This window comes from Streptomyces sclerotialus (assembly GCF_040907265.1).
In the GTDB taxonomy this organism is placed as follows: Bacteria; Actinomycetota; Actinomycetes; order Streptomycetales; family Streptomycetaceae; genus Streptomyces; species Streptomyces sclerotialus.
Genome location: NZ_JBFOHP010000002.1, coordinates 7,677,521 through 7,698,004 on the forward strand (window position 1 = coordinate 7,677,521; position 20,484 = coordinate 7,698,004).

A 20,484-nucleotide genomic window follows, 5' to 3' on the forward strand; every position below is an offset into this window, starting at 1 on the left:
GCGGCGGGCATTGGTGAGGCCCCGCACACGGGGGATGATGCGGGGCCTCACTCGGTACAACGGCCGGACCCGCCAAGAGGTTCCGCCCTTCCGGAAATTTCGCGGATACCTCCATGGGAGCGGCTCGCCGACCGGGCAAATGCCGACAGAGCCGGAGATAATTTCTCAGGGGGCCGCGGGGGCAGGTCCGATACCAGGGAGTGACAGTGATCCGTGTTCTTCTCGTCGAGGACAACGGGCTCATGCGCGGAGCGCTCGCCGCACTCCTGACCCGCGAAGCGGACATCGAGGTCGTCGCCCAGGCCGGGGGAGACGGCCAGGTCCTCGCGCGGGCACTGTCCTACCGCCCCGATGTCGTCGTCATCGACGTCGACAGCCACCAGGACGAGGTGCTCGCCGCCGCGGGCACCCTGTGCGAGCGGCTCCCCGAATGCCGGACGCTGCTGGTGGCCGGGTCCCCGACGCTGGAACGGCTGCGCAGCGTACTGGCCCTGCGGCCGCCCGGCCTCATCGGGAAGGACGCGCCCTCGGACCGGCTCGTCGAGGGCATCCGCAAGGTGGTCGGGGGCCAGCGCTACATCGATCCGGGGCTGGCGCTGCTGGTGCTCGACGCGGCGCAGGACCCGCTGACGCAGCGGGAGCGGGAAGTCCTGCGGCTCGCCGCGGCCGGTACGCCCGGGCGGGAGATCGCCGACCGGCTGTCGCTGTCCGTGGGGACGATCCGCAACCACCTCTCGGCGATCACTCGGAAGGTCGGGGCGCGGAACCGGATCGACGCCATCCGGATCGCCCGGGAGTCGGGCTGGCTCTGAGCCCCGGACTCCCGTCGCCCGCGCCCTCCTCCCAGTGCCCCACCAGGTCCCGGTAGAGCGCCGACCCCGCCATCAGCTCCTCGTGCGTGCCGAGGGCGGACCGCGCACCGTCCAGCACCAGGATCCGGTCGGCCCGCAGCGCCGAACTGATCCGGTGGGCGCACACGATCAGCGTGCCCGGGCGGCGGGCGAACGCCTCCTCCGCACGCGCCTCGGCTGCCGGATCGAGATGGCAGGTCGCCTCGTCCAGCAGGACCAGCTCCGCGGGCGGCAGGTAGGAGCGTACGAGGGCCACCAGCTGACGTTCCCCGGCCGACAGCCCCTCCCGGTCCACCTGCGCGCCGTAACCGCCCAGCCGGTCCACCAGCGGCCGGGCGCCGACCTCGTCCACCGCCGCGTCCACCGCCGCCGTCGGCACGTCCGGCGCCAGATAGGTGAGGTTCTCCCACAGCGACCCCGCGAAGACGTACGCCTCCTGCGGGATCAGTACCCGGTGCCGGGCCGTCCCCCCGTCGAGGCTCCCGACCGGTACGCCGCCCAGCCGGATGCCGCCGGACCGGGGCGTGAGCACTCCGGCCACCAGCGCGGTGAACGTCGACTTCCCCGCGCCGCTCGGCCCCACGACGGCCAGGTGCTCACCCGGCCGCAGCGCGAGGTCCAGCCCGTCGATCACCGGTTCGGCGGACCGCGCGTAGCCGAACGTCACGCCGCGCAGCTCCACCCCCGCGTCCAGGGGACGCCCGCCCGCCCGGGCAGCGGACTCCACCGGCGGGCCCCCGGCCGCCTCCGCGATCCGGCCGAGCGTCACCAGCAGCCACAGCCCGCTGTCGCCGACACCCTGGACGAGCCCCTGCAACGCGGGCTGGAGCCCCTGCGACACGTACGTCACCGCGCCCAGCACCGCACCCGCCGTCACCCCCCGCTGCACCAGCCACGGCGCGCCGGCCAGCACGAGGACGAGCGGCAGCCAGCCGCCGACGGCCAGCGAAGCGGTCCGCACGGCCGTCATCCGCGCCAGCGCCCGGGTGGCCAGCGCCGAGGCGTCGATGTGCTGCCCCGCCCGCTCCCGTACGACGTCCTCGGCGCCGCACGCCACCACGTCCCGCAGCCCGCCGGTCACCTCGCTCGCCGCCCCGGCGACGCGCTCGTCCGCCAGCGCCACGTCCCGCTGCCGCGCGGCCATCGCCCGCAGCGCCCCCGCGAACAGCCCCAGGCCCACGAGGAGCGGCGGCAGCACGAACAGCAGGAGCGCGGGATCCAGGGCCGCCAGGCCGAGCAGCGCCCCCACCGAGGAGGCGGCGAACCCCTGCACGAACATCACCACAGCGCCGTACGCCTCGCGGGCGATCTCCACCTGTTCGGTCAGCCGCGCCACGCCACCGGTGTCGGCCGGCCGGCCGGACCGCGCCGACCGGCGCAGCGTGCCCGACGTCGCCAGCGTGACCAGCTCGTCCCGGAGCGGCTCGACGACGGCCGCGAGCCCGAGCGTCGCGTGCCGCGTCGCCCACGCACCGACCCCCACCGCGACCGCCAGCACCCCCAGCCAGGCGAAGCCCGTCCCGGCCCGGCCGGCGAGGAAGCCGTCGTCCACCGCGCGGGCCACCACCCACCCCGAAAGGAACGCCGGCACGGCCTGCACCAGCGACCACCCGGCGAGCCGGACGAATTCCCCGCGCCGCCGGCGCAGCGACGACCGCAGCAGCCCGGCCGCGCCCGTCACGCCGTGCCCCCGGCCCTCGCGGCCGCATCAGGGCTCACGGGCGGGTCGGGCTGGAACGCGGCCCGGTACTCCGGCCGCGACCAGAGCGCGCGGTGGGTGCCCTGCCCGCGGACCCCGCCCCCGTCCAGCCACACCACCCGGTCGGCGCGCGCCGCGGTGGACGCCCGGTGGGTCACGACGAGCCGGGTACGCCCCGCCAGGGCGCCGGTGAGGACCTGACTGACGTGGTGCTCGGTCACGGTGTCGAGGCTGGCGGCGACGTCGTCCAGCACCAGCACCCGCCCGGCCTGCACGAACGCCCGGGCCAGCCCGACCCGCTGCGTCTCGCCGCCGGAGAGCGGGGCGTCCGCCGGACACGTCCGGTATCCCTGGGGCAGCCGTCGGAGGAAGCCGTCGGCCCGCGCCGCCGTGGCCTGCCGCACCACCTCGTCGGTACCGGCAGGCCGCGGCCCCATGCCGATCGCCTCGGCGAACGTCCCGCCGAGCAGCACCGGCCGCTCGAAGCCGTACGCCACGGCCCCGCGCAGCGCGGACCTGCTGAGATCCCGCAGCGGCACGCCGTCCAGCAGCACCTCGCCCTCGTCCGGGTCGGCGAGCCGCCCGGCCAGCGCCGCCAGCAGGGACTTGCCCGACCCGGACCGGCCCACGACCGCGACCAGCGCCCCGCCGGGAACGGTCAGCCACACGTCCTCCAGGACCGGGCCGCCCGGGCCCCGTCCGTCGCCGCCCGCGCCCCGCACGGTGACGCCCCGGAACTCCAGCGTCCCGGGCCCGTCGGGAAGGCGCGTGACGCCGTACGCCACCGGGGGCTCGGCGAGCACCTCGGCGACCCGGCCGGCGGTCGCCCGGGCCAGTGCGAGCCGGCTCGCCGCGGACACCAGGGAGCTGATGCCGGTGGCCAGCACGACGTACTCGCCGGCCGCGAGCACCTGCCCCGGCGTGATGCGGCCGCGCGCGAGCTCCAGACCGGCGACCGCCAGCACGGCGACCTCCAGCAGGGGGATGACCAGGGCCTCCCGCGCCGAGACCCGCGCGAGGGCCTGCCACATCCCGGCGCCGTGCCGGCGCAGCTCCGGCAGCGGGCCGAGGACCCGGCCCGCCTCGCGGTCCACGGTCCCGGCCGCGGTGATCGTGCGGATGCCGGTCAGGGCGTCCACGAGCCGGGCGGCCACCCGGCCCTGCGCCGCGTAGTAGCGCTCGTTGAGGCCGGAGGCGTCGCGCACGAACGTCCGTACCAGGGACAGCACGACCGGCAGTCCTACCAGGAAGGTGAGGCACAGCCAGGGGTCGATGAGGGCCAGCGCGACGACCGCGCCGACCGGGGGCACCAGGTCCATCACGGCCCAGACCAGCGTCGACGCCACCTGCCCGGTGCGCGCCGAGTTGCCCACCAGCCGGCTGACCAGGTCGCCGGCGGTGAAGCGGCGCGTGGCACGGGTGCCGAGACCGAGGACGTGCCGGAGGAGGGCGTGACGGAGCCAGGCCGTGGAACGGGCTTCGGCCAGCTTTCCCACGAGGTCGTCCAGCAGGTCGCAGACCATGAGGACGGTGATCGCCGCGATGCTGAGGGAGAGCCAGCCGGCGGTGTGGCCGCCGCTGAGCACGGCGTCGACGGTACGGCCCATGAGGGCGGGCAGCACGGTGTACACCCCGGCGAGCAGCAGCGACGTCGCCAGCATGGCGGGCACCCAGGGCCCGCCCCGCCGCGCTGTCGCCAGCAGCAGGCGGTCGGCGGCGCGTCGGTCCATGGCCCACTCCTGGTACGGATACACGAAGGGGCGGGGACGTGTGTGTCACGTCCTCGCCCCTGCGGCGTTCAGCAGAGCAGCAGACTGAGCCGGCTGGTGCCGCCGCAGTACTTGCTGGCACCGCTCCTTCTCGGCCTCCCACCGTGGTGAGCGGTTTCCATGGTCTGCAGGTCAAGGATCGTCATGTCGTTTCACCTCCGCACTTCTTCTCCATGGGGACGGGGACGGAATGGCTCGGGGTGTCCGGCGTGCCGGACGGGCGGCGGCGCCAGGAAGGGCAGCCGCACGGGAACGTCGTGCAGGGCGGCACCGAGCGCCAGCAGCACTCCGGCGCTGCCGGTGGCCAGGTCCGTGGAGAGGCGCAGCAGCTCCTCGCCGGGGAAGGCGAGACCGCCTTCGTGGACCACGGCGTACCGGGCCAGCCGGCGTATCTGGTCACCGACGACCGGGTCACGCGCGGCCGCGGTGCCGGCGGGGTACCCGCGGCTGAGGTGGAGGATCATGCCGGCCAGGCCGTCGAACAGGCCCGGTTCGACGTAGAAGCGTCCCTCGGCGGCGCGGCGGATCGCCGCGGCGGCCGCGGTGAAGCCCTCGTTCTCCCGGTGTGCCAGGTAGTCGTCCAGGGCGAGGCCGATGCCGACGCTGCCGTCCGCGAGGTAGGGCATCGTCCGCCAGCCCTCGTCGACCTCCATGACGCCGTCCTCGTCCCGGATCAGGCACCGGCGCAGGTCCTGCCGCAGTGCCGTCGCGGCGAGATCGAGGAATTCGGCTTCGCCGGTGTGCTCGTACCACCGCAGCAACAGCAGCGCGGGGCCGGACGAGCCGCGCAGCAGGCCGGCGTACGGATGCCCGCCGCCGCTCACCTCCGGCACGGCGTCGGCGGGGCCCAGCCGGGCGGCCACGGCGTCCACCGCCTCGGCGGCCGCGTCCCGCAGGGCCGGATCGCCGGTGGCAGCGGCGAAGTGGAGGAGGTTCAGGCCGATGCCGGACAGCCCGCCCTGGAGGTCGAGGCCGAGCCGGTGCCACTGCTCGCCCGCGCACCGGTCGAGGAGCATCAGCGCCTCGTGCCGGTACCCGAGACGGTCCAGGACGTACGCGACGCCGTGCAGCCCGTCGTACAGGCCGAGCAGGGTGCCCGGCACCGGGCGCAGGGCATGCCGGATCAGCCACTCCTCGTGGCCGGGATGGCGCCCGGCGCCCGTCACGTCCAGCGCGTACAGGACTCCCGCCGCACCGTACGCCACGCCCAGGCCGCCGCCCGGCGAGGCGAACTGCTCGATGTCGCCGGGGAAGAGCCGGTCGTCCCGCGTGGGCGTGGCCGCGGCGAGGACCGCGCCCGCCAGCGCGTCGCGTGCCTCGGCCCAGCCCGCGCGGTCCGGCCGCAGCAGCGGTTCGGGCTCCGCGCCGGCGGGCGTCCCGCCGGCCCCGGTGAGGAGGCGCACCGCCCCGTCGAAGAACCCGTCGGGGACGGGGAACGTCCGGGCCGCTTCCCGGGCGAGCTGCCCCGCTTTGCCGGGCGCCAGGGTGAGCAGGCCGGTCAGCGGCAGGAAGAGGAAGAGCTTCAGGCAGGCCAGGGCGTAGTCGTCGACGGCGGTGCCGCGCAGTGCGCGCGGCGCCGTGAAGCCCTGGGCGCCGAGGGCCTGCCGCCGCTCCTCGGCCTCGTCCGCCGCTCCTTCGAGGTCGATGAGGACCACACTGCCGTCCGGGCGGACGATGACGTTCGACGGCTGGAGGTCGCCGAGGACCACACCCCGCGCATGGACCTCGCCGACGGCCCGCGCCACACGGTCGTACACGCCGAGGGCCCAGGAGGCGTAGTCGGCCGTCGCGGCCTCGTCAGACCGCGCGAGGGTGAGCGGATACCGGTCGACGAACAGGTCGTTGAGCTCGGTCCCCTCGATGAACTCCTCGACCAGGAAGTGGTGGCCGCCCTGCTCGAAGTGGTCGTGCAGGGCGGGTACGCAGTCCAGGCCCCGCAGCCGCGCCAGCATCTCCCGCTCGCGCCGCTGACGGGCGACCGCGTCCCGGCCGTCCGGCGTCAGCCCCGCGTACGGGCGTGCCTCCTTGAGCACCACGCGGTCACCGGTACGCATGTCCGTGCCCGCGTAGATGCCGCCGCCGTTCGAGAAGTGCAGGGCGCTCTCGAAGCGGTAGGGCAGGTCGGCGAGGGCGGCGCCACCGCCGCGCCGGGCGAGGTGCGGGGCGAGGAACGCGGGCAGCTCCACCCAGTCGGGCACCTGGAAGGCGGGCCCGCGGACGTCCGGCACCAGCCGCCCCTCGCCGTCCTCGACGGCCGGCTCGATCTCGCCGTCCGCCGAGACGCAGTACCGCTCGGCGAAGGCCCCGTACCGGACGTACAGCGGGCCGTCGCCCCAGCGCAGGTCGCTGAGGATGTACGGGCCCGCCCGGCCGTCGAGCAGCGTGCCCAGCTCGGTGAGGACGCGTGCCAGCTCCGCCTCGTCCGCCGGGTAGACCGTCACGAACTTGCCGCTCGAACCCCGGTGCGCGTACTTGGCGTTGGCGAGCAGCAGCGTGTCCCGGTCCGGCAGGAACTTGAAGGCGATCCGGCGCGGGACGCAGTACTCCCAGACCGTGGTGAGGATGTCAGCGGCGTTGTCCAGGCACGCCGAGACGTGGATCTTCCAGCCCTGCGCGGGGAGCGTGCCGCCGTCGGGGCGCAGGACGAGCCAGTCGTCCAGCTCCGCGCGGCGCCAGCCGTCCGGAGCCGGCCGCAGCGCCTGCGGGAATGCGGTGTCCCCGCTGCCGGCGTGGGCCGGTGCGTCGTAGAAGCGGGGGTCCATGAGGCAGTAGACCTCGTACCGTTTGTCCACTGAACCCTCCGGTCCCGGAGCGTCGGCCCCTGAAGTGTGTCGCCGCGCGTGGCACCGGAGCGACGGACCGTTGTGCGGACACCGCTGCGGCACCACCTATCTGCGACGATCGCAGAGTTGCCGGGAGCGCAACAGCACCGTCCGTCACGTGATGGGCGGGAAAGACGCACGGACCGTCCGTGACGAACGCACGGTGGGCCGTACCCGGGAGGCGGCTCAGGCGGCGCTCAGGCGGCCGGTGGTACCGGTGCGTCCGCGCGCAGCCGCAGTCCGTCCGCGGTGATCACGTCCGAGGTGACCAGGGCCTGCTCCGCCGAGACGTCGGTCAGGTACACGAAGGGCGGCACCAGCGGCGGCACGGGCAGCCGGTCGGGCGTGAAGGTCAGGCAGAGCACCCCTTCCACACAGCCGCTGAACTTCGTCAGGTAGAGCGTGACGTCACCGCTGAGCTCCAGCGTCTTCGCCCCCAGCCCCAGCTCGTCGCCGCCGTCCCGGGTGAACAGGCGGTAGTCGGTGAGCGAGGCGGCCGTCATCTTCAGCACCATCGCCCGGACCGGGCCGCGCGCGGTGGGCACGTCCTCGACCCCGGCCAGCGTGAAGCCCTTGGGAGCGAACCGGCTGGTCGTGACGGTGGGGACGGCGGCGGGTGCGGGGATGCCGGGCCCGGCGGCCCGCGCCTCGGTGGCGGGTGTGCCGAGCGTGGCCAGCAGGGCCACCGGGAGCGCCACGGCGAGGGCGGAGCGCGGGCCCGTACGGCCGGGTGGGGGAGCGGCGCCCGCCTCGGTCTCCTCCGTCGTGGCGGCCCCCTCCGCCGCCCGGGCCGGCCACCGGGGCGGTCTCAGAAGCACTTCTCGCCGCCCAGGCCGACGCCCAGCTTCAGGCCCTTGAGGCGGAAGTTCCCGCCGGTGGCCGACCAGGCGTGCGACCGCACGCCCGCCACCTCGATGTCACCGGCCTGGAGGCCGAACTTGCCCTTCGGGCCGCGGATGCCCGGTACCTCGTCCAGTGTCGAGGCGTCCCGGCCGATCTGTGCGGTGCCGAAGCGCGCGTCGCCGACCAGGTCCTCGCCGTCGATGACCAGGTTGTCCGCGGTGACGGGCCCCGCGTCCCCGCCCGCGGTGAGCTTGAAGACCACCGGGCCCAGCGGCGTCTTGACCTGGGCCGCCTGGCAGATGTCGGTGAGCTGCGCCGCGCCGATGCCGAGCAGGGCCACCGGGTGTCCCGTACCGTCGGCCGACCGGTCGGTGTGCACGTACGAGGCCAGTCCGTCACTGGTCAACTTGCTGGAGGAGACCTGGAAGTGGGACCCGGAGACGGCGAAGGACGCGGCGAGCACGCCCTGCGCCATCACGGTCGCCAGCGCTCCGACGGCCAGCACGGCCGGTACGGCCACGGCCGCGCTCTTCCTCCAGGACGTGCGGCCTTCCGGAACGGCCCGCTGATTCCTGCCCACTGCTTCCTCCCCGAGGAGCGCTCGGTCATGGCATATGGCGTTGGGTCACAGCGCTGACGTGCAGTTACCTGTGGTAACGAAGGGAACGACGTGAGAGTAGGGCCGTTGTTGACGGTGCGTCAACAGTGCTGCACGGCGAAGGGCGGGAGGCCTGTGGCCTCCCGCCCGACGTGGTGCTCGTCCGGGTACTACCTGATCGCCTTGATCAGCTCACCGGTCGCGGTGTCCCCGCTCAGCTCCCAGAAGAACGTGCCGCCCATGCCCTGCTCGTTCTTGAAGTTCATCTTCGTGCCGATGGTCTCCGGAGTGTCGTAACTCCACCACTGGTCACCGCACTTGGCGTACGCCGTGCCACCGACCTTGCCGGTCGCCGGGCAGCGGCCCTTGAGGTCCTTGTAGTCCTCGATGCCCGCCTCGTACTTGCCCGGGGCCGCGCCGGTCGCGGTGCCGCCCGGCGCGCTCTGGGTGACGCCGGACCAGCCGCGCCCGTAGAAGCCGATGCCCAGCAGCAGCTTGTCGGCCGGGATGCCCAGCCCCTTGAGCTTCTTGGTGGTGTCGGCGGTGTTGAAGCCGGCCTTGGGGATGCCGGTGTACGAGGTCAGCGGGGAGTGCGGGGCCGTCGGGCCCTTCGCGTCCCAGGCGCCGAAGTAGTCGTACGTCATGGGGTTGTACCAGTCGACGTACTGCGCTGCGCCCGCGTAGTCGGCCGCGTCGATCTTGCCGCCGGCGGAGGCGTCGGCGGTGATCGCCGCGGTCACCAGGTTGGAGCTGCCGAACTTCGCGCGCAGTGCCTTCATCAGGTTCGTGAAGGCGGTGCGGCCGCTGGTGTCGCAGGTCAGGCCGCAGGCGTTGGGGTACTCCCAGTCGATGTCGATGCCGTCGAAGACGTCCGCCCAGCGCTTGTCCTCGACCAGGTCGTAGCAGGACTGCGCGAACGCCGCCGGGTTCCTGGCGGCCTCGGCGAACCCGCCGGACCAGGTCCAGCCGCCGAAGGACCAGATCACCTTCAGGTCCGGGTGCAGCTTCTTCAGCTTGCGCAGCTGGTTGAAGTTGCCGCGCAGCGCGCCGTTCTCCCAGGTGTCGGCCTTGCCGTCGACGCTCTGGTCGGCGGTGTACGCCTTGTCGTAGTCGGCGTAGGCGTCACCGATCGCGCACTTGCCGCCGGTGACGTTGCCGAAGGCGTAGTTGATGTGCGTCAGCTTGTTCGCCGAGCCGGAGGTCTCGATGTTCTTGACGTGGTAATTGCGCTGGTAGACGCCCCAGTTGGTGAAGTAGCCGACCACCTTGTTCCCGGCGGCCTTGGTCCCTGCGCCCGCCGACGCGGGCTGTGCGGCGGCCTTCGTGGCGGCGGCGGGCTTCGCCGCGGCGGAGTCGGCGGTGGCGGCGGTGGCGGTCCCGGCGAGCCCGCCGGCGGCCAGCGCCGCCGTGCAGAGGCCCGCGGCGACCGCGACGAGTCTGTGCGGGAGGCGCTTCTTGTGCGGTCTGAGCATGGTTGCTCCTCGGAGTGGGGGTCCATCGAGGGGGAAGTGCTGTGACCTGCGTCCGCAGTGGCGCCGAACGCGTGGAGCGTCGGGTGAGAAGGTAGAAGGACTAGACCAACTCGGTCAATGGTTTGGACCAATTTGCTGAACGCCCGACGGCCGCCGGACGGCCGCCGGAAGAAGACGATCAACCGGTGACGGACACCGCCGTACCGGGCATACTCCCTGCGCCACCGCCGCAGGTCGTCGCCTTCCGCGATCCGGAGAGGGATCATCACCGCGGCAGTGGCAACCGGCCGCGCCGCACCACCCGGGCGGCGTGCTGCCGTATCGCCCGACAGGGAGGAGAGCGCCGCCATGACCGAGTACGGCCCCGGACCCGTGGACCGCAGGCTGCCCACCGACGAAGCCCGCCAGCTGATGACGCTCGTACGCGACCTGGCCGCGCGCGAGATCGCGCCCCGGGCGGCGGCGGAGGAGGAGGCGGGGCGCTTCCCCCGCGAACTGTTCACCCTGCTCTCGGAGTCGGGCCTGCTGGGCCTCGCGTACGCGGAGGAGTTCGGCGGGGGCGGCCAGCCCTACGAGGTCTACCTCCAGGTCCTGGAGGAACTGGCCGCGGCCCGGCTCACCGTCGGCCTCGGCGTCAGCGTGCACACCCTCGCCTGCCACGCGCTCGCCGCGTACGGCACCAAGGAGCAGCGCGCCGAGCACCTCCCCGCGATGCTCGGCGGCGGACTGCTCGGCGCCTACTGCCTCTCCGAGCCCGCCGCGGGTTCGGACGCCGCGTCCCTCACCACCCGCGCCACGCGCGCCGGGGACACCTGGATCCTCGACGGCACCAAGGCCTGGACCACCCACGGCGGCATCGCCGACTTCTACACCGTCCTCGCCCGCACCGGCGGATCGGGGGCGCACGGCATCACCGCGTTCCTGGTCCCCGGAGACGCCGAGGGGCTGAGCGCGGCGCCGCCCGAGCGCAAGATGGGCATGAAGGGATCCCCCACCGCGCAGCTGCACTTCGACGGGGTGCGGATCGGGGACGCGCGCCGGATCGGCGAGGAGGGCCAGGGGTTCGCCATCGCGCTCGCCGCGCTCGACTCCGGCCGGCTCGGGATCGCCGCGTGTGCCGTGGGGGTGGCCCAGGCGGCACTGGACGAGGCGCTGGCGTACGTCGCGACACGCCGTCAGTTCGGCCGCCCGCTCGCCGACTTCCAGGGCCTGCGGTTCATGGTCGCCGACATGGCCACCCAACTGGCGGCCGGGCGGGCGCTCTACCTCACCGCGGCCCGGCTGCGGGACGAAGGCCGCCCCTTCACCAAGGAAGCGGCCATGGCCAAGCTCTTCTGCACGGACGCGGCGATGCGCATCACCACCGACGCGGTCCAGCTCCTCGGCGGATACGGCTACACCGCCGACTTCCCGGTCGAGCGCTACATGCGCGAGGCGAAGGTCCTGCAGATCGTGGAAGGCACGAACCAGATCCAGCGCATGGTCATCGCACGGCAGCTGACGGGTCCGGAGGGCCGCTGACGGTACGGCACGCGCGGGCCGGGCGAACGGCCGGGGCGTACCGGAGGCAAAAGGTGTGCGAGTGAGTCGTACGGCTCACTCGCACGGTGATGTCGCGCGCCGGGGCGGATCAGAGACGCCGGCGCATCACGGGGATCCGCACCGGCCGGGAGCCGGGGCCGCCCACGTGGGAGAACGGCTGGGTGCGCCAGTTCAGGCCCTCCGGGAGGGTCAGGAGCATGCCGCTGTCCTGCTCCTGGGGGGCCAGCGCGTCGTCCGCCGAGGCCGTCTCGGACACGGCACGGCCGGAACCCTGGCAGACCGTCAGGCCGAAGGGGTTCCACGGCGAGGAGCAGACCGCGTGCTCGGGCAGCGTGTCCTCGTCGGCGAGCAGCGCGATCGGCTGTGCGCAGTCCGGGCAGCTGACCCGGTAGAGCTCGACGGTGTCAAAGGCGTCGTGGAAGTCGTCGTCGCGGAAACTGTCGCCCTCCTGGGCGGCGGTGTGCTCCAGCGTGGATTCCTGCTTCGGGCGTCGCATGATGTCCATCCCCCTCGGGTGGGCTGCGAGTAACCGCCATCTTCCTGTCTCGGGCGGCCTCGACCACCACGAGCATTTCCCTGCCTCTCCCGTGCATAATCTCAGCTTCGCTCCGGACACGGGGTGACGAGTGTGGCGTTCGTCACAGAGGGGGCGCGCGGTGTCCACGATCCGGCGCGAGCTGCGCCACAGCGCCCCGGCACAGTAGGTTGATCGTGTGGAGGAGCTGGACCGACAAATCGTGGATCTGCTCGTCAAGGACGGGCGGATGAGCTACACCGACCTGGGCAAGGCCACCGGCCTGTCCACCTCGGCGGTGCATCAGCGCGTGCGCAGACTGGAGCAGCGCGGCGTGATCCGCGGCTATGCCGCCATCGTCGACCCCGAAGCGGTGGGGCTGCCGCTGACCGCCTTCATCTCGGTCAAACCCTTCGACCCCAGCGCCCCGGACGACATCGCCGAGCGGCTGGCCGAGGTCCCCGAGCTGGAGGCCTGCCACAGCGTCGCGGGCGACGAGAACTACATCCTCAAGGTCCGGGTCGCGGCACCCCTGGACCTGGAGCACCTGCTCACCCGCATCCGCACGCTGGCCGGCGTCTCGACGCGCACGACCGTGGTGCTGTCCACGCCGTACGAAGCCCGGCCGCCCCGCATCTGAACCGAACCGCGGGACAGGGGCGCGGGGGCGGGGCCGCACGGATACGGCCACGCCGCGCCCACCCCGCGCGACCGCCGCGCACGCGCAGGGGCGAAACTGTCCGGTATGAGTGAACGCACATCCGTACCGGCCCCCGACCGCACCGTCCTGCTGCGCGGCGGCGAGGTCCACAGCCCCGCCGACCCCTTCGCCACCGCCATGGTCGTCGAAGGCGGATCGGTCGCCTGGGTCGGCTCGGAGGGCGCCGCCGACTCCTTCGCCGACGGAGTCGACGAGGTGATCGACCTCCACGGCGCGCTCGTCACCCCCGCGTTCACTGACGCACATGTGCACACCACCGCCACGGGCCTCGCGCTGACCGGCCTGGACCTCAGCGGCACCCGCTCCCTCGCGGACGCCCTGGAGCGCATCCGCTCCTTCGCCGCCGACCGTCCCGCCGACCGCGTCCTCCTCGGCCACGGCTGGGACGCCACCGCCTGGCCCGAAGGCCGCCCCCCGTCCCGCACCGAGCTGGACGCGGCCGCCGGCGGCCGCCCGCTCTACCTCAGCCGCATCGACGTGCACTCCGCCGTGGTCACCACCGCACTCCAGGACCTCGTCCCCGGCCTGCGCGAACGCGCCGGTTTCGACCCCGCGGGGCCGCTCACCGCCGACGCCCACCACGCCGTGCGCGAGGCGGCGTACGACACCGTCACCCCGGCTCAGCGCGCCGCCGCGCAGGCCGCAGCGCTCGCACACGCCGCGTCCCTCGGCATCGGCACCGTCCACGAATGCGCAGGCCCTGACATCTCCGGCGAGGACGACCTCGTCGCACTGCTCGCCCGGGCCGCCGAGGGCGACGGGCCGCGCGTCGTCGGCTACTGGGGCGAACTCGTCACCACCGCAAAGGACGCGGAGCGGATCAGGGAACTGGGCGCCGTCGGCGCGGCAGGCGACCTCTTCGCCGACGGCTCACTCGGCTCGCACACCGCGCACCTGTGCAGCCCGTACGCCGACGCCGCACACTCCGGCAACGCCCTGCTCGACGCCGACACCGTCGCCGCACACGTCGCCGCCTGCACCGAAGCCGGCCTCCAGGCAGGCTTCCACGCCATCGGCGACGCCGGGCTCGACGCCGTGGTGAACGGCGTACGCGCGGCCGCCGGACGCGTCGGCCTGGACCGCGTACGCGCCGCCCGGCACCGCATCGAGCACTGCGAGATGCTCACCCCCGACACCGTCGCCGGCTTCGCCGAACTCGCCCTGACCGCCTCCGTACAGCCCGCCTTCGACGCACTCTGGGGCGGCCCCGACGGCATGTACGCCACCCGCCTCGGCGCCGACCGGGCCCGCACCCTCAACCCGTACGCCGCCCTCCTCAAGGCCGGCGTGCCGCTCGCGCTCGGCTCCGACAGCCCCGTCACCCCGCTCGACCCCTGGGGCACGATCCGCGCCGCCGTCTTCCACCGCACCCCCGAGCACGGCATCTCCGCACGCGCCGCGTTCACCGCGCACACCCGGGGCGGCTGGCGGGCCGTCGGCCGCGACGACGCAGGCGTACTGGTACCGGGCGCGCCCGCCGACTACGCGATCTGGCGCACCGGCGAGCTGATCGTCCAGGCCCCCGACGAGCGCGTCGAGCGCTGGTCCACCGACCCCCGCTCCGGCACCCCGGGCCTGCCCGATCTCACCCCCGGCCGGGAGCTGCCGCAGTGCCTGCGGACGGTCGTCGGCGGCCGGACGGTCTTCCAGCGGCCGAACGAGTGAACCTCCCGTGGCGAGTGCCGCCGGGCGCCGTGCCCGGCGAGTACTCGCCCTACCTGCGGCAGTTCGGCACTGACCTGGTTGAACGCAAAAACGACGCAGGTAGAACAGCTGTTGACAGCAGGGCGCCGTCGGCCGGTAGGTTCGGCCGAGTCCACCACAAGGACGTCCGACCGGCAGACCTCCGCGCAGTCGTCGAACGCAGCTGGGCCATGGGGTGGTGCGCCGCACCGGCGCACCACAACTGGGAGCCAGGTCCACCCCTGCGGCACGGAAGCGACGGACAGGCTTCAGCCGGGAGGGGGTACCCCCTGCTCGTCAAGAGCTCGGGGAGGGTGCGACCCGGGTGGGGCCCGGACGCTCAGTAGACAACGGCTCTCGGTCGACCCGCAGCCAGCGGGCCCCAGGTCGGCCCGAAGGGCGCCGGGCCCCGATCCGCACCGCGGATCCGCCCCACCCCACACCCCGCCCCCGTACCGAGCCCCCCGCTCCGTACGCACACCCTTGCGCTCCGTACGCACACCACCGCGACGCTCACCGAGAGCGACCGCGCGTACCCGTACCGGCCACCGGCGTCCCGCCACCCCGCGCCCCGTTGTACCGTCGCCTCACCACCGCACGACCTGCAGGAAGGCCGAGACCGTGCCATCGGGCTCCGAAACCACCGCCGAAGCCGCGCCGGGCCCCGCCCAGGGCCCTGGCAAGGACGGCCCCGCCGGCGACGGCACCTCCGCGGCCGCCGAGGCGCCCGACGCCGCAGAACGCCGCCCCGGACGCCTGCGCCGCCTCGGCGCCCTCGTACGCCGCGAGACCCCCCGCACGGCGCTGGCCGTGCTCGCCGGACTCGCCCTCGGGCTGGCCTTCCCGCCGTACGACCTGTGGCCGCTGTCGCTCGTCGCCGTGGCGGCGTTCAGCCTCCTCACCCGCGGCCGTACGGCCCGTCAGGCGGCCTGGACCGGTCTCGCGTTCGGCTGGCCGTTCTTCTTCCTGCTGCTGAAATGGCTGCACGTGATCGGCTGGGACGCCGTCGTCGGCCTCTCCTTCGCCGAGGCCGTCTTCGTGGCCCTGCTCGGTGCCGGACTCGCCGTCACCTCCCGCCTGAAGGCCTGGCCCCTGTGGGCGGCCTGCCTGTGGGTCGCCCAGGAATGGGCCCGCGACCGGGTGCCCTTCGGCGGCTTCCCCTGGGGCCGGCTCGCCTTCGCCCACACCGGTACGCCCTTCACCCCGCTCGCCGCGCTCGGCGGCGCACCCCTGGTGACCTTCGCCGTCGCCCTCGCCGGCACGCTGCTCGCCGCGGTCGCCGTGACCCTCCGGGGCCTGCGCGGCAAGGCCGAGGGCAGCGGCACGCGGCTGCGCCGGGCCGTCCCCGCGCTGGAGGCCTTCGGGCTGGCCGCGGCCGTCACGGTCGCCGGGTACGCCGTCCCCGTGCCGACCGACGCCACCGACCACGTGAACATCGCCGTCGTCCAGGGCAACGTCCAGCAGCCCGGCATGGACTTCCTCGGCCGCCCCATGCAGATCCTGGACAACCACGCCACGGCCACCGAGAAGCTGGCCGCCGACGTGAAGGCCGGCCGGGCGAAGAAGCCCGACCTCGTCATCTGGCCGGAGAACTCCTCCGACCTGGACCCGTTCCAGTACCCGGAGGCGAAGGCCCGCATCGACGAAGCGGTACGGGCGATCGGCGTACCGGTCCTGGTCGGCGCCCTCGTGGACCACCCCAGCAAGCCCGGCTACGTCTTCAACGAGGGCATCGTCTGGGACCCGAAGACCGGCCCCGGCGCCTCGTACACCAAGCAGCATCCGGTGCCCTTCGGCGAGTACGTGCCCTTCCGGGACCAGCTCAGCAAGGTCATCACCCGCCTCCAGCGGGTGCCGCGCGACTTCTACCCCGGCGACCACGCCGGCGTGCTGAACATGGCGGGCGCGAAGCTGGGCGACGTCATCTGCTTCGAGGTGGCGTACGACGAGATCGTCCACGACACCGTGAACGCCGGAGCGCGCGCCCTGATCGTGCAGACCAACAACGCCACCTACGGGCGCACCGGCCAGCCCGAGCAGCAGCTCGCGATGTCCCGGCTGCGCGCCGTCGAGCACGGCCGCGCCGTCGTCACCGCCGCCACCAGCGGCATCAGCGCCGTCGTCGCCCCGGACGGCGAAGTCACCCACCGCATCCCCGAATTCACCCAGGGCGTGGTCGGCGCGAGCCTTCCGCTACGGGAGGAAAAGACGGTCGCCGACCGCGTCGGCGCGTCTCCGGAATGGGTGATCGCTATGGTGGGCCTTCTGTCCTGCGCTGCCGCGTTCGTGCTCGGCCGGCGCGGGCGTACGAAGGACGAGAAGGGGCAGCAGTGACAGACGGCCGACAGGACGGCGGGCAGCGGCGGTACGGACCGCTGGGCGACATCTTGGTGATCATTCCGACGTACAACGAGGCGGAGAACATCAAGCCGGTCGTCGACCGGGTCCGTGCCGGGGTGCCCGACGCGCACGTACTGGTCGCGGACGACAACAGCCCGGACGGCACCGGCAAGCTCGCCGACGAACTGGCGGCCGGGGACGACCACGTGCACGTCCTGCACCGTCAGGGCAAGGAGGGCCTGGGCGCCGCCTACCTCGCCGGTTTCCAGTGGGGCATCGAGCACGGCTACGACGTCCTGGTGGAGATGGACGCCGACGGTTCGCACCAGCCCGAGGAGCTGCCCCGGCTGCTGACCGCCCTCAAGGGCGCCGACCTCGTACTGGGGTCGCGCTGGCTGCCCGGCGGCCGGGTGGTCAACTGGCCCAAGTACCGTGAATTCCTCTCCCGCGGCGGCAGCACCTACTCCCGGCTGCTGCTCGACGTACCGATCCGGGACGTCACCGGCGGCTTCCGGGCCTTCCGCAGGGAGACGCTGCAGGGGCTGGGCCTGGACGAGGTCGCCTCCCAGGGGTACTGCTTCCAGGTCGACCTGGCCCGCCGGGCCGTCGAGGCCGGCTACCACGTCGTCGAGGTGCCCATCACCTTCGTCGAACGGGAGCGGGGCGACAGCAAGATGAGCCGCGACATCGTCGTGGAGGCCCTGTGGCGGGTCACGGCCTGGGGCGTCGGCTCCCGCCTGGACAGGCTGCGCGGCAGGAAGGGCAACTGAAGAAGGCCTGTGGACAACCCGGGGGGGAGGGGCGGGGCGGGGCTAGCTTGGGGGTGTGCGGTGGTGGCGGGGGAGGGGGTCCCATCCGCTGGTTCGGGGAGAGGGAGGGGCCCTGCCCACGGCGAGGGGGCCGTCGCGAACCCCGCAGCATTAGGCACACTTGATGACATGACGTCCGCCACCACGCCACCGCGTTCCCGTCCGCCCCAGCGCTCCCGCGCCCGCCGTTTGGTCCCGCTCGGCATCGCCGTATGGGCCGTCCTGGAGATCTGGCTGCTCACCCTGGTCGGTGAGGCGGCGGGGGGACTGACGGTCTTTCTCCTGCTGGTGGCCGGCGTGGTGCTCGGCGGTTACGTCATCAAGCGGGCCGGCCGGCGCGCCTGGAAGAACCTGGCCGGGGCCTTCCAGCAGCCCGGCGCCCATCCCGAGAAGCCGGCCCCCGAGCGGAGCGGCGGCAACATCCTGCCGATGCTCGGCGGACTGCTCCTGATGTGCCCCGGGCTGGTCTCGGACGCGGCGGGGCTGCTGTGCCTCTTCCCGCCCACCAGGAAACTGCTCCAGCGGCGCGTGGAGCGGCTGCTGGAGCGCCAGGCGCGCCACACCCCCGGCTCCTTCGGAGACGCCTTCCAGCAGGCACGTATGCACGCTCCGGACGGGAAGGTCGTCCAGGGCGAGGTCATCCGCGACGACGAGCCGCCGGCCGCGCCGCGCCAGGACCCGCCGCTGCCCCGCTGAGGACCGAACGTGACGAGGGCCGGGACTCCTGCTGCAGCAGGAGTCCCGGCCCTCGTCACGCCGTCCGCCGTCAGGCGGACTTCTTGTTGCTGTCGCGCGGATGCACGGCGATGTTCATGGTGCCGGAGCGCAGGACGGCCAGCCTCTCGGCCAGCACCTCCTCCAGCTCCTCGCGGGTGCGCCGCTCCATGAGCATGTCCCAGTGCGTACGCGCGGGCTTGCCCTTCTTCTCCTCAGGGCCATCGCCATCCACCAGAAGTGCGGGAGCGCCGCAAACCTTGCACTCCCACTCCGACGGAATCTCGGCCTCTACCGAGAAGGGCATCTCGAAGCGATGTCCCTTCTCGCATGCGTACTCCACCGCCTGGCGCGGGGCCAGGTCGATGCCGCGGTCGGTCTCGTAGCTGGTCACCACAAGTCGCGTGCCGCGAAGAGCTCGCTCACTCATGAATCGTGCCTCCCGGGCTTTGTCGCCCACAGGACAGGTGTCGCTGTCGTCGTCATCCGGTCAACGTCCGGTCGGCGGTGAAGATTCCCGTAACCCGCACATGCGTCGCCCGTCGTGCCGCCCCTTGTTGTACCCACCAACGCCCGGTTTGTCACATCTGGCAGCAGATGTCACCCGCGGCTGTCCGAAGTTCAGCGCGCAGTAACGGTCCGCCTGGTGAGCCAAAGGCGTACACTACCGGCCCGCACCCCGCTTCCCTAAATCAGGTCCGGTACGCGATTCCCCGCGGCAGCCGCGGCGCGCCGCACCGGCACGCGGCTGAGCAGGACAAATCCGATCAAGAAGAACGCCGCCAGCGAGATGATCGCGTCCCGGTAGCTGCCCGTCACTTGGTACGCGACCCCGAAGACCAGCGGGCCCAGCCAGCTCACGCCCCGGTCGCTGATCTCGTAGGCGGCGAAGTATTCGGCCTCTTTTCCGCGCGGGATCAGATGCGAGTACAGCGAGCGCGAGAGCGCCTGGCTGCCGCCCAGCACCAGCCCGATCGCCACGGCCAGGCAGAAGAACCACACGGGCTCCCGTGCGGGCAGGAAGTACCCCGCGACGATCACGGCCGTCCAGGCCACCAGTGACCCGAGAATCGTCCGTTTGGCGCCGTGCCGCCGGGCCAGCCGGCCCATCAGCACCGCGCCCGCCGCCGCGAGCGCCTGCACCAGCAGTACGGCCACGATCAGCGTCGTCTGGTCCAGGCCCAGTTCCTCGGAGCCGAACACCGACGCCTGGGTGATCACGGTCTGTACGCCGTCGTTGTACACCAGGTACGCGAGCAGGAAGCTCAGCGTCAGCGGGTGCCGGCGCAGGTCGCGCAGCGTCTCCCGGAGCTGCCGCAGACTGCTGCCCAGGGGCGGGGCCGGGGACGCCGCCGACCGGACCGGGAGCCGGTCCCGGAGCCGCCGCAGCGGCACCACCGTGAACACCGCCCACCACAGCCCCGCCGAGGCCAGGCAGATCCGGATGGCGCTCTCCTGGGAGAGCCCGAAGGAGGCGTGGCCCGCGTACAGCACCAGGTCGGCCACCAGGACCAGCGCGCCCGCCACGTACCCGAAGGCCCAGCCCCGGGAGGACACCGCGTCCCGCTCCTCCGGTCCCGCGATCTGGGGCAGGTAGGAGTTGTAGACCATCATCGAGATCACGAACGACACGTTCGCGACGATCAGCAGCGCGCCGCCGAGCAGATAGCGGTCGCCGTCCAGGAAGAACATCCCGGTCGTCGCCGCGGCGCCCACGTACGCGCAGCCGCCCAGCAGCGGCTTCTTGCGTCCGCTGCGGTCGGCCAGGGCGGCCGCCAGCGGCATCACCAGTACCGACAGCAGCAGCGATGCCGATACCGAGTACGCGTAGAACGACCCCGCCCGTACCGGTATGCCCAGCGGGTGGACGAATCCCTCTGCGTCCGCCGCCGCCTTGGCCACGGACGTCAGGTACGGCCCGAGGAACACCGTCAGGACGGTCGTCGAGTAGACGCTGTTCGCCCAGTCGTACCAGTACCAGCCGCGCTGCTCGCGCCGCCGGTCCGCGCCGTCTCTCGGCTCTGCCGCTTCCACGGCGATGTCCACACCCACCCGTTCCCCCTTGCGTTCCCGCCGCGGCGGCGGAAACGGTCGCGGTACCGGCGCC

General features: G+C 73.3%; 17 protein-coding genes. 7 read left to right on the plus strand and 10 right to left on the minus strand.

What is annotated here, in order from left to right; genetic code table 11:
* The first annotated feature begins 206 nt into the window (after nucleotides 1-206).
* On the plus strand, nucleotides 207-812 hold the full coding sequence (locus tag AAC944_RS33715) for a response regulator transcription factor (RefSeq protein WP_030608615.1): 606 nt from the start codon (nucleotides 207-209) through the stop codon (nucleotides 810-812).
* On the opposite strand, the gene AAC944_RS33720 is transcribed toward AAC944_RS33715, so the two are convergent.
* The 7 genes from AAC944_RS33720 to AAC944_RS33750 all read right to left on the minus strand — a co-directional run bounded on the left by AAC944_RS33720 (nucleotide 742) and on the right by AAC944_RS33750 (nucleotide 10,054).
* Nucleotides 742-2,532 carry an ATP-binding cassette domain-containing protein gene (locus tag AAC944_RS33720; protein WP_063759869.1) on the minus strand — a complete coding sequence of 597 codons (1,791 nt, stop codon included), beginning with the start codon at nucleotides 2,530-2,532 and terminating at the stop codon, nucleotides 742-744. The genes AAC944_RS33715 and AAC944_RS33720 overlap by 71 nt on opposite strands.
* Nucleotides 2,529-4,280, minus strand: a complete 1,752-nt coding sequence (locus AAC944_RS33725) for an ABC transporter ATP-binding protein (protein ID WP_037771320.1) — start codon at nucleotides 4,278-4,280, stop codon at nucleotides 2,529-2,531. The genes AAC944_RS33720 and AAC944_RS33725 overlap by 4 nt, the downstream gene beginning before the upstream one ends.
* A gap of 68 nt (nucleotides 4,281-4,348) precedes the next feature.
* Nucleotides 4,349-4,465: a SapB/AmfS family lanthipeptide gene (locus AAC944_RS33730; RefSeq protein ID WP_107054063.1), complete on the minus strand. Its 117-nt coding sequence runs from the start codon at nucleotides 4,463-4,465 to the stop codon at nucleotides 4,349-4,351.
* 6 nt (nucleotides 4,466-4,471) lie between these two features.
* Nucleotides 4,472-7,111: a class III lanthionine synthetase LanKC gene (gene lanKC, locus AAC944_RS33735; protein WP_051871403.1), complete on the minus strand. Its 2,640-nt coding sequence runs from the start codon at nucleotides 7,109-7,111 to the stop codon at nucleotides 4,472-4,474.
* A 227-nt stretch (nucleotides 7,112-7,338) separates the two neighbouring features.
* Nucleotides 7,339-7,959, minus strand: a complete 621-nt coding sequence (locus AAC944_RS33740) for a hypothetical protein (protein ID WP_368396644.1) — start codon at nucleotides 7,957-7,959, stop codon at nucleotides 7,339-7,341.
* A complete protein-coding gene (locus AAC944_RS33745; RefSeq protein WP_051871402.1) occupies nucleotides 7,950-8,504 on the minus strand; it encodes a DUF6230 family protein in 555 nt (184 codons plus the stop codon). The genes AAC944_RS33740 and AAC944_RS33745 overlap by 10 nt, the downstream gene beginning before the upstream one ends.
* A gap of 248 nt (nucleotides 8,505-8,752) precedes the next feature.
* Nucleotides 8,753-10,054 carry a glycoside hydrolase family 18 protein gene (locus AAC944_RS33750; protein WP_030608602.1) on the minus strand — a complete coding sequence of 434 codons (1,302 nt, stop codon included), beginning with the start codon at nucleotides 10,052-10,054 and terminating at the stop codon, nucleotides 8,753-8,755.
* A 348-nt stretch (nucleotides 10,055-10,402) separates the two neighbouring features.
* On the opposite strand from AAC944_RS33750, the gene AAC944_RS33755 reads away from it, so the two are divergent.
* Complete coding sequence (locus AAC944_RS33755) at nucleotides 10,403-11,575, plus strand: acyl-CoA dehydrogenase family protein (protein ID WP_030608600.1); 1,173 nt, start codon at nucleotides 10,403-10,405, stop codon at nucleotides 11,573-11,575.
* A gap of 109 nt (nucleotides 11,576-11,684) precedes the next feature.
* Here AAC944_RS33755 and AAC944_RS33760 read toward each other — a convergent pair whose 3' ends face one another.
* Nucleotides 11,685-12,101: a hypothetical protein gene (locus tag AAC944_RS33760; RefSeq protein WP_030608597.1), complete on the minus strand. Its 417-nt coding sequence runs from the start codon at nucleotides 12,099-12,101 to the stop codon at nucleotides 11,685-11,687.
* 208 nt (nucleotides 12,102-12,309) lie between these two features.
* Here AAC944_RS33760 and AAC944_RS33765 point away from each other — a divergent pair, with 208 nt between their 5' ends.
* From AAC944_RS33765 to fxsA, 5 genes are all read left to right on the plus strand, one after another.
* Nucleotides 12,310-12,750 (plus strand): Lrp/AsnC family transcriptional regulator, encoded by a 441-nt coding sequence (locus tag AAC944_RS33765; protein WP_030608595.1) that lies wholly within the window; start codon nucleotides 12,310-12,312, stop codon nucleotides 12,748-12,750.
* 105 nt (nucleotides 12,751-12,855) lie between these two features.
* Nucleotides 12,856-14,496, plus strand: coding sequence for an amidohydrolase (locus tag AAC944_RS33770; protein WP_030608593.1), 1,641 nt, complete (start codon nucleotides 12,856-12,858; stop codon nucleotides 14,494-14,496).
* A gap of 639 nt (nucleotides 14,497-15,135) precedes the next feature.
* Complete coding sequence (lnt, locus tag AAC944_RS33775) at nucleotides 15,136-16,848, plus strand: apolipoprotein N-acyltransferase (protein WP_030608591.1); 1,713 nt, start codon at nucleotides 15,136-15,138, stop codon at nucleotides 16,846-16,848.
* Complete coding sequence (locus tag AAC944_RS33780) at nucleotides 16,845-17,624, plus strand: polyprenol monophosphomannose synthase (RefSeq protein ID WP_030608588.1); 780 nt, start codon at nucleotides 16,845-16,847, stop codon at nucleotides 17,622-17,624. The genes lnt and AAC944_RS33780 overlap by 4 nt, the downstream gene beginning before the upstream one ends.
* 168 nt (nucleotides 17,625-17,792) lie before the next feature.
* Nucleotides 17,793-18,359: an FxsA family membrane protein gene (fxsA, locus tag AAC944_RS33785; protein ID WP_030608586.1), complete on the plus strand. Its 567-nt coding sequence runs from the start codon at nucleotides 17,793-17,795 to the stop codon at nucleotides 18,357-18,359.
* Nucleotides 18,360-18,429: 70 nt separating this feature from the next.
* Here fxsA and AAC944_RS33790 read toward each other — a convergent pair whose 3' ends face one another.
* Nucleotides 18,430-18,807 (minus strand): RNA polymerase-binding protein RbpA, encoded by a 378-nt coding sequence (locus AAC944_RS33790; protein ID WP_030261439.1) that lies wholly within the window; start codon nucleotides 18,805-18,807, stop codon nucleotides 18,430-18,432.
* A 257-nt stretch (nucleotides 18,808-19,064) separates the two neighbouring features.
* Entirely contained in the window at nucleotides 19,065-20,429 is a 1,365-nt protein-coding gene (locus AAC944_RS33795; RefSeq protein WP_368396646.1) for an MFS transporter, read from the minus strand.
* Nucleotides 20,430-20,484: the final 55 nt, after the last annotated feature.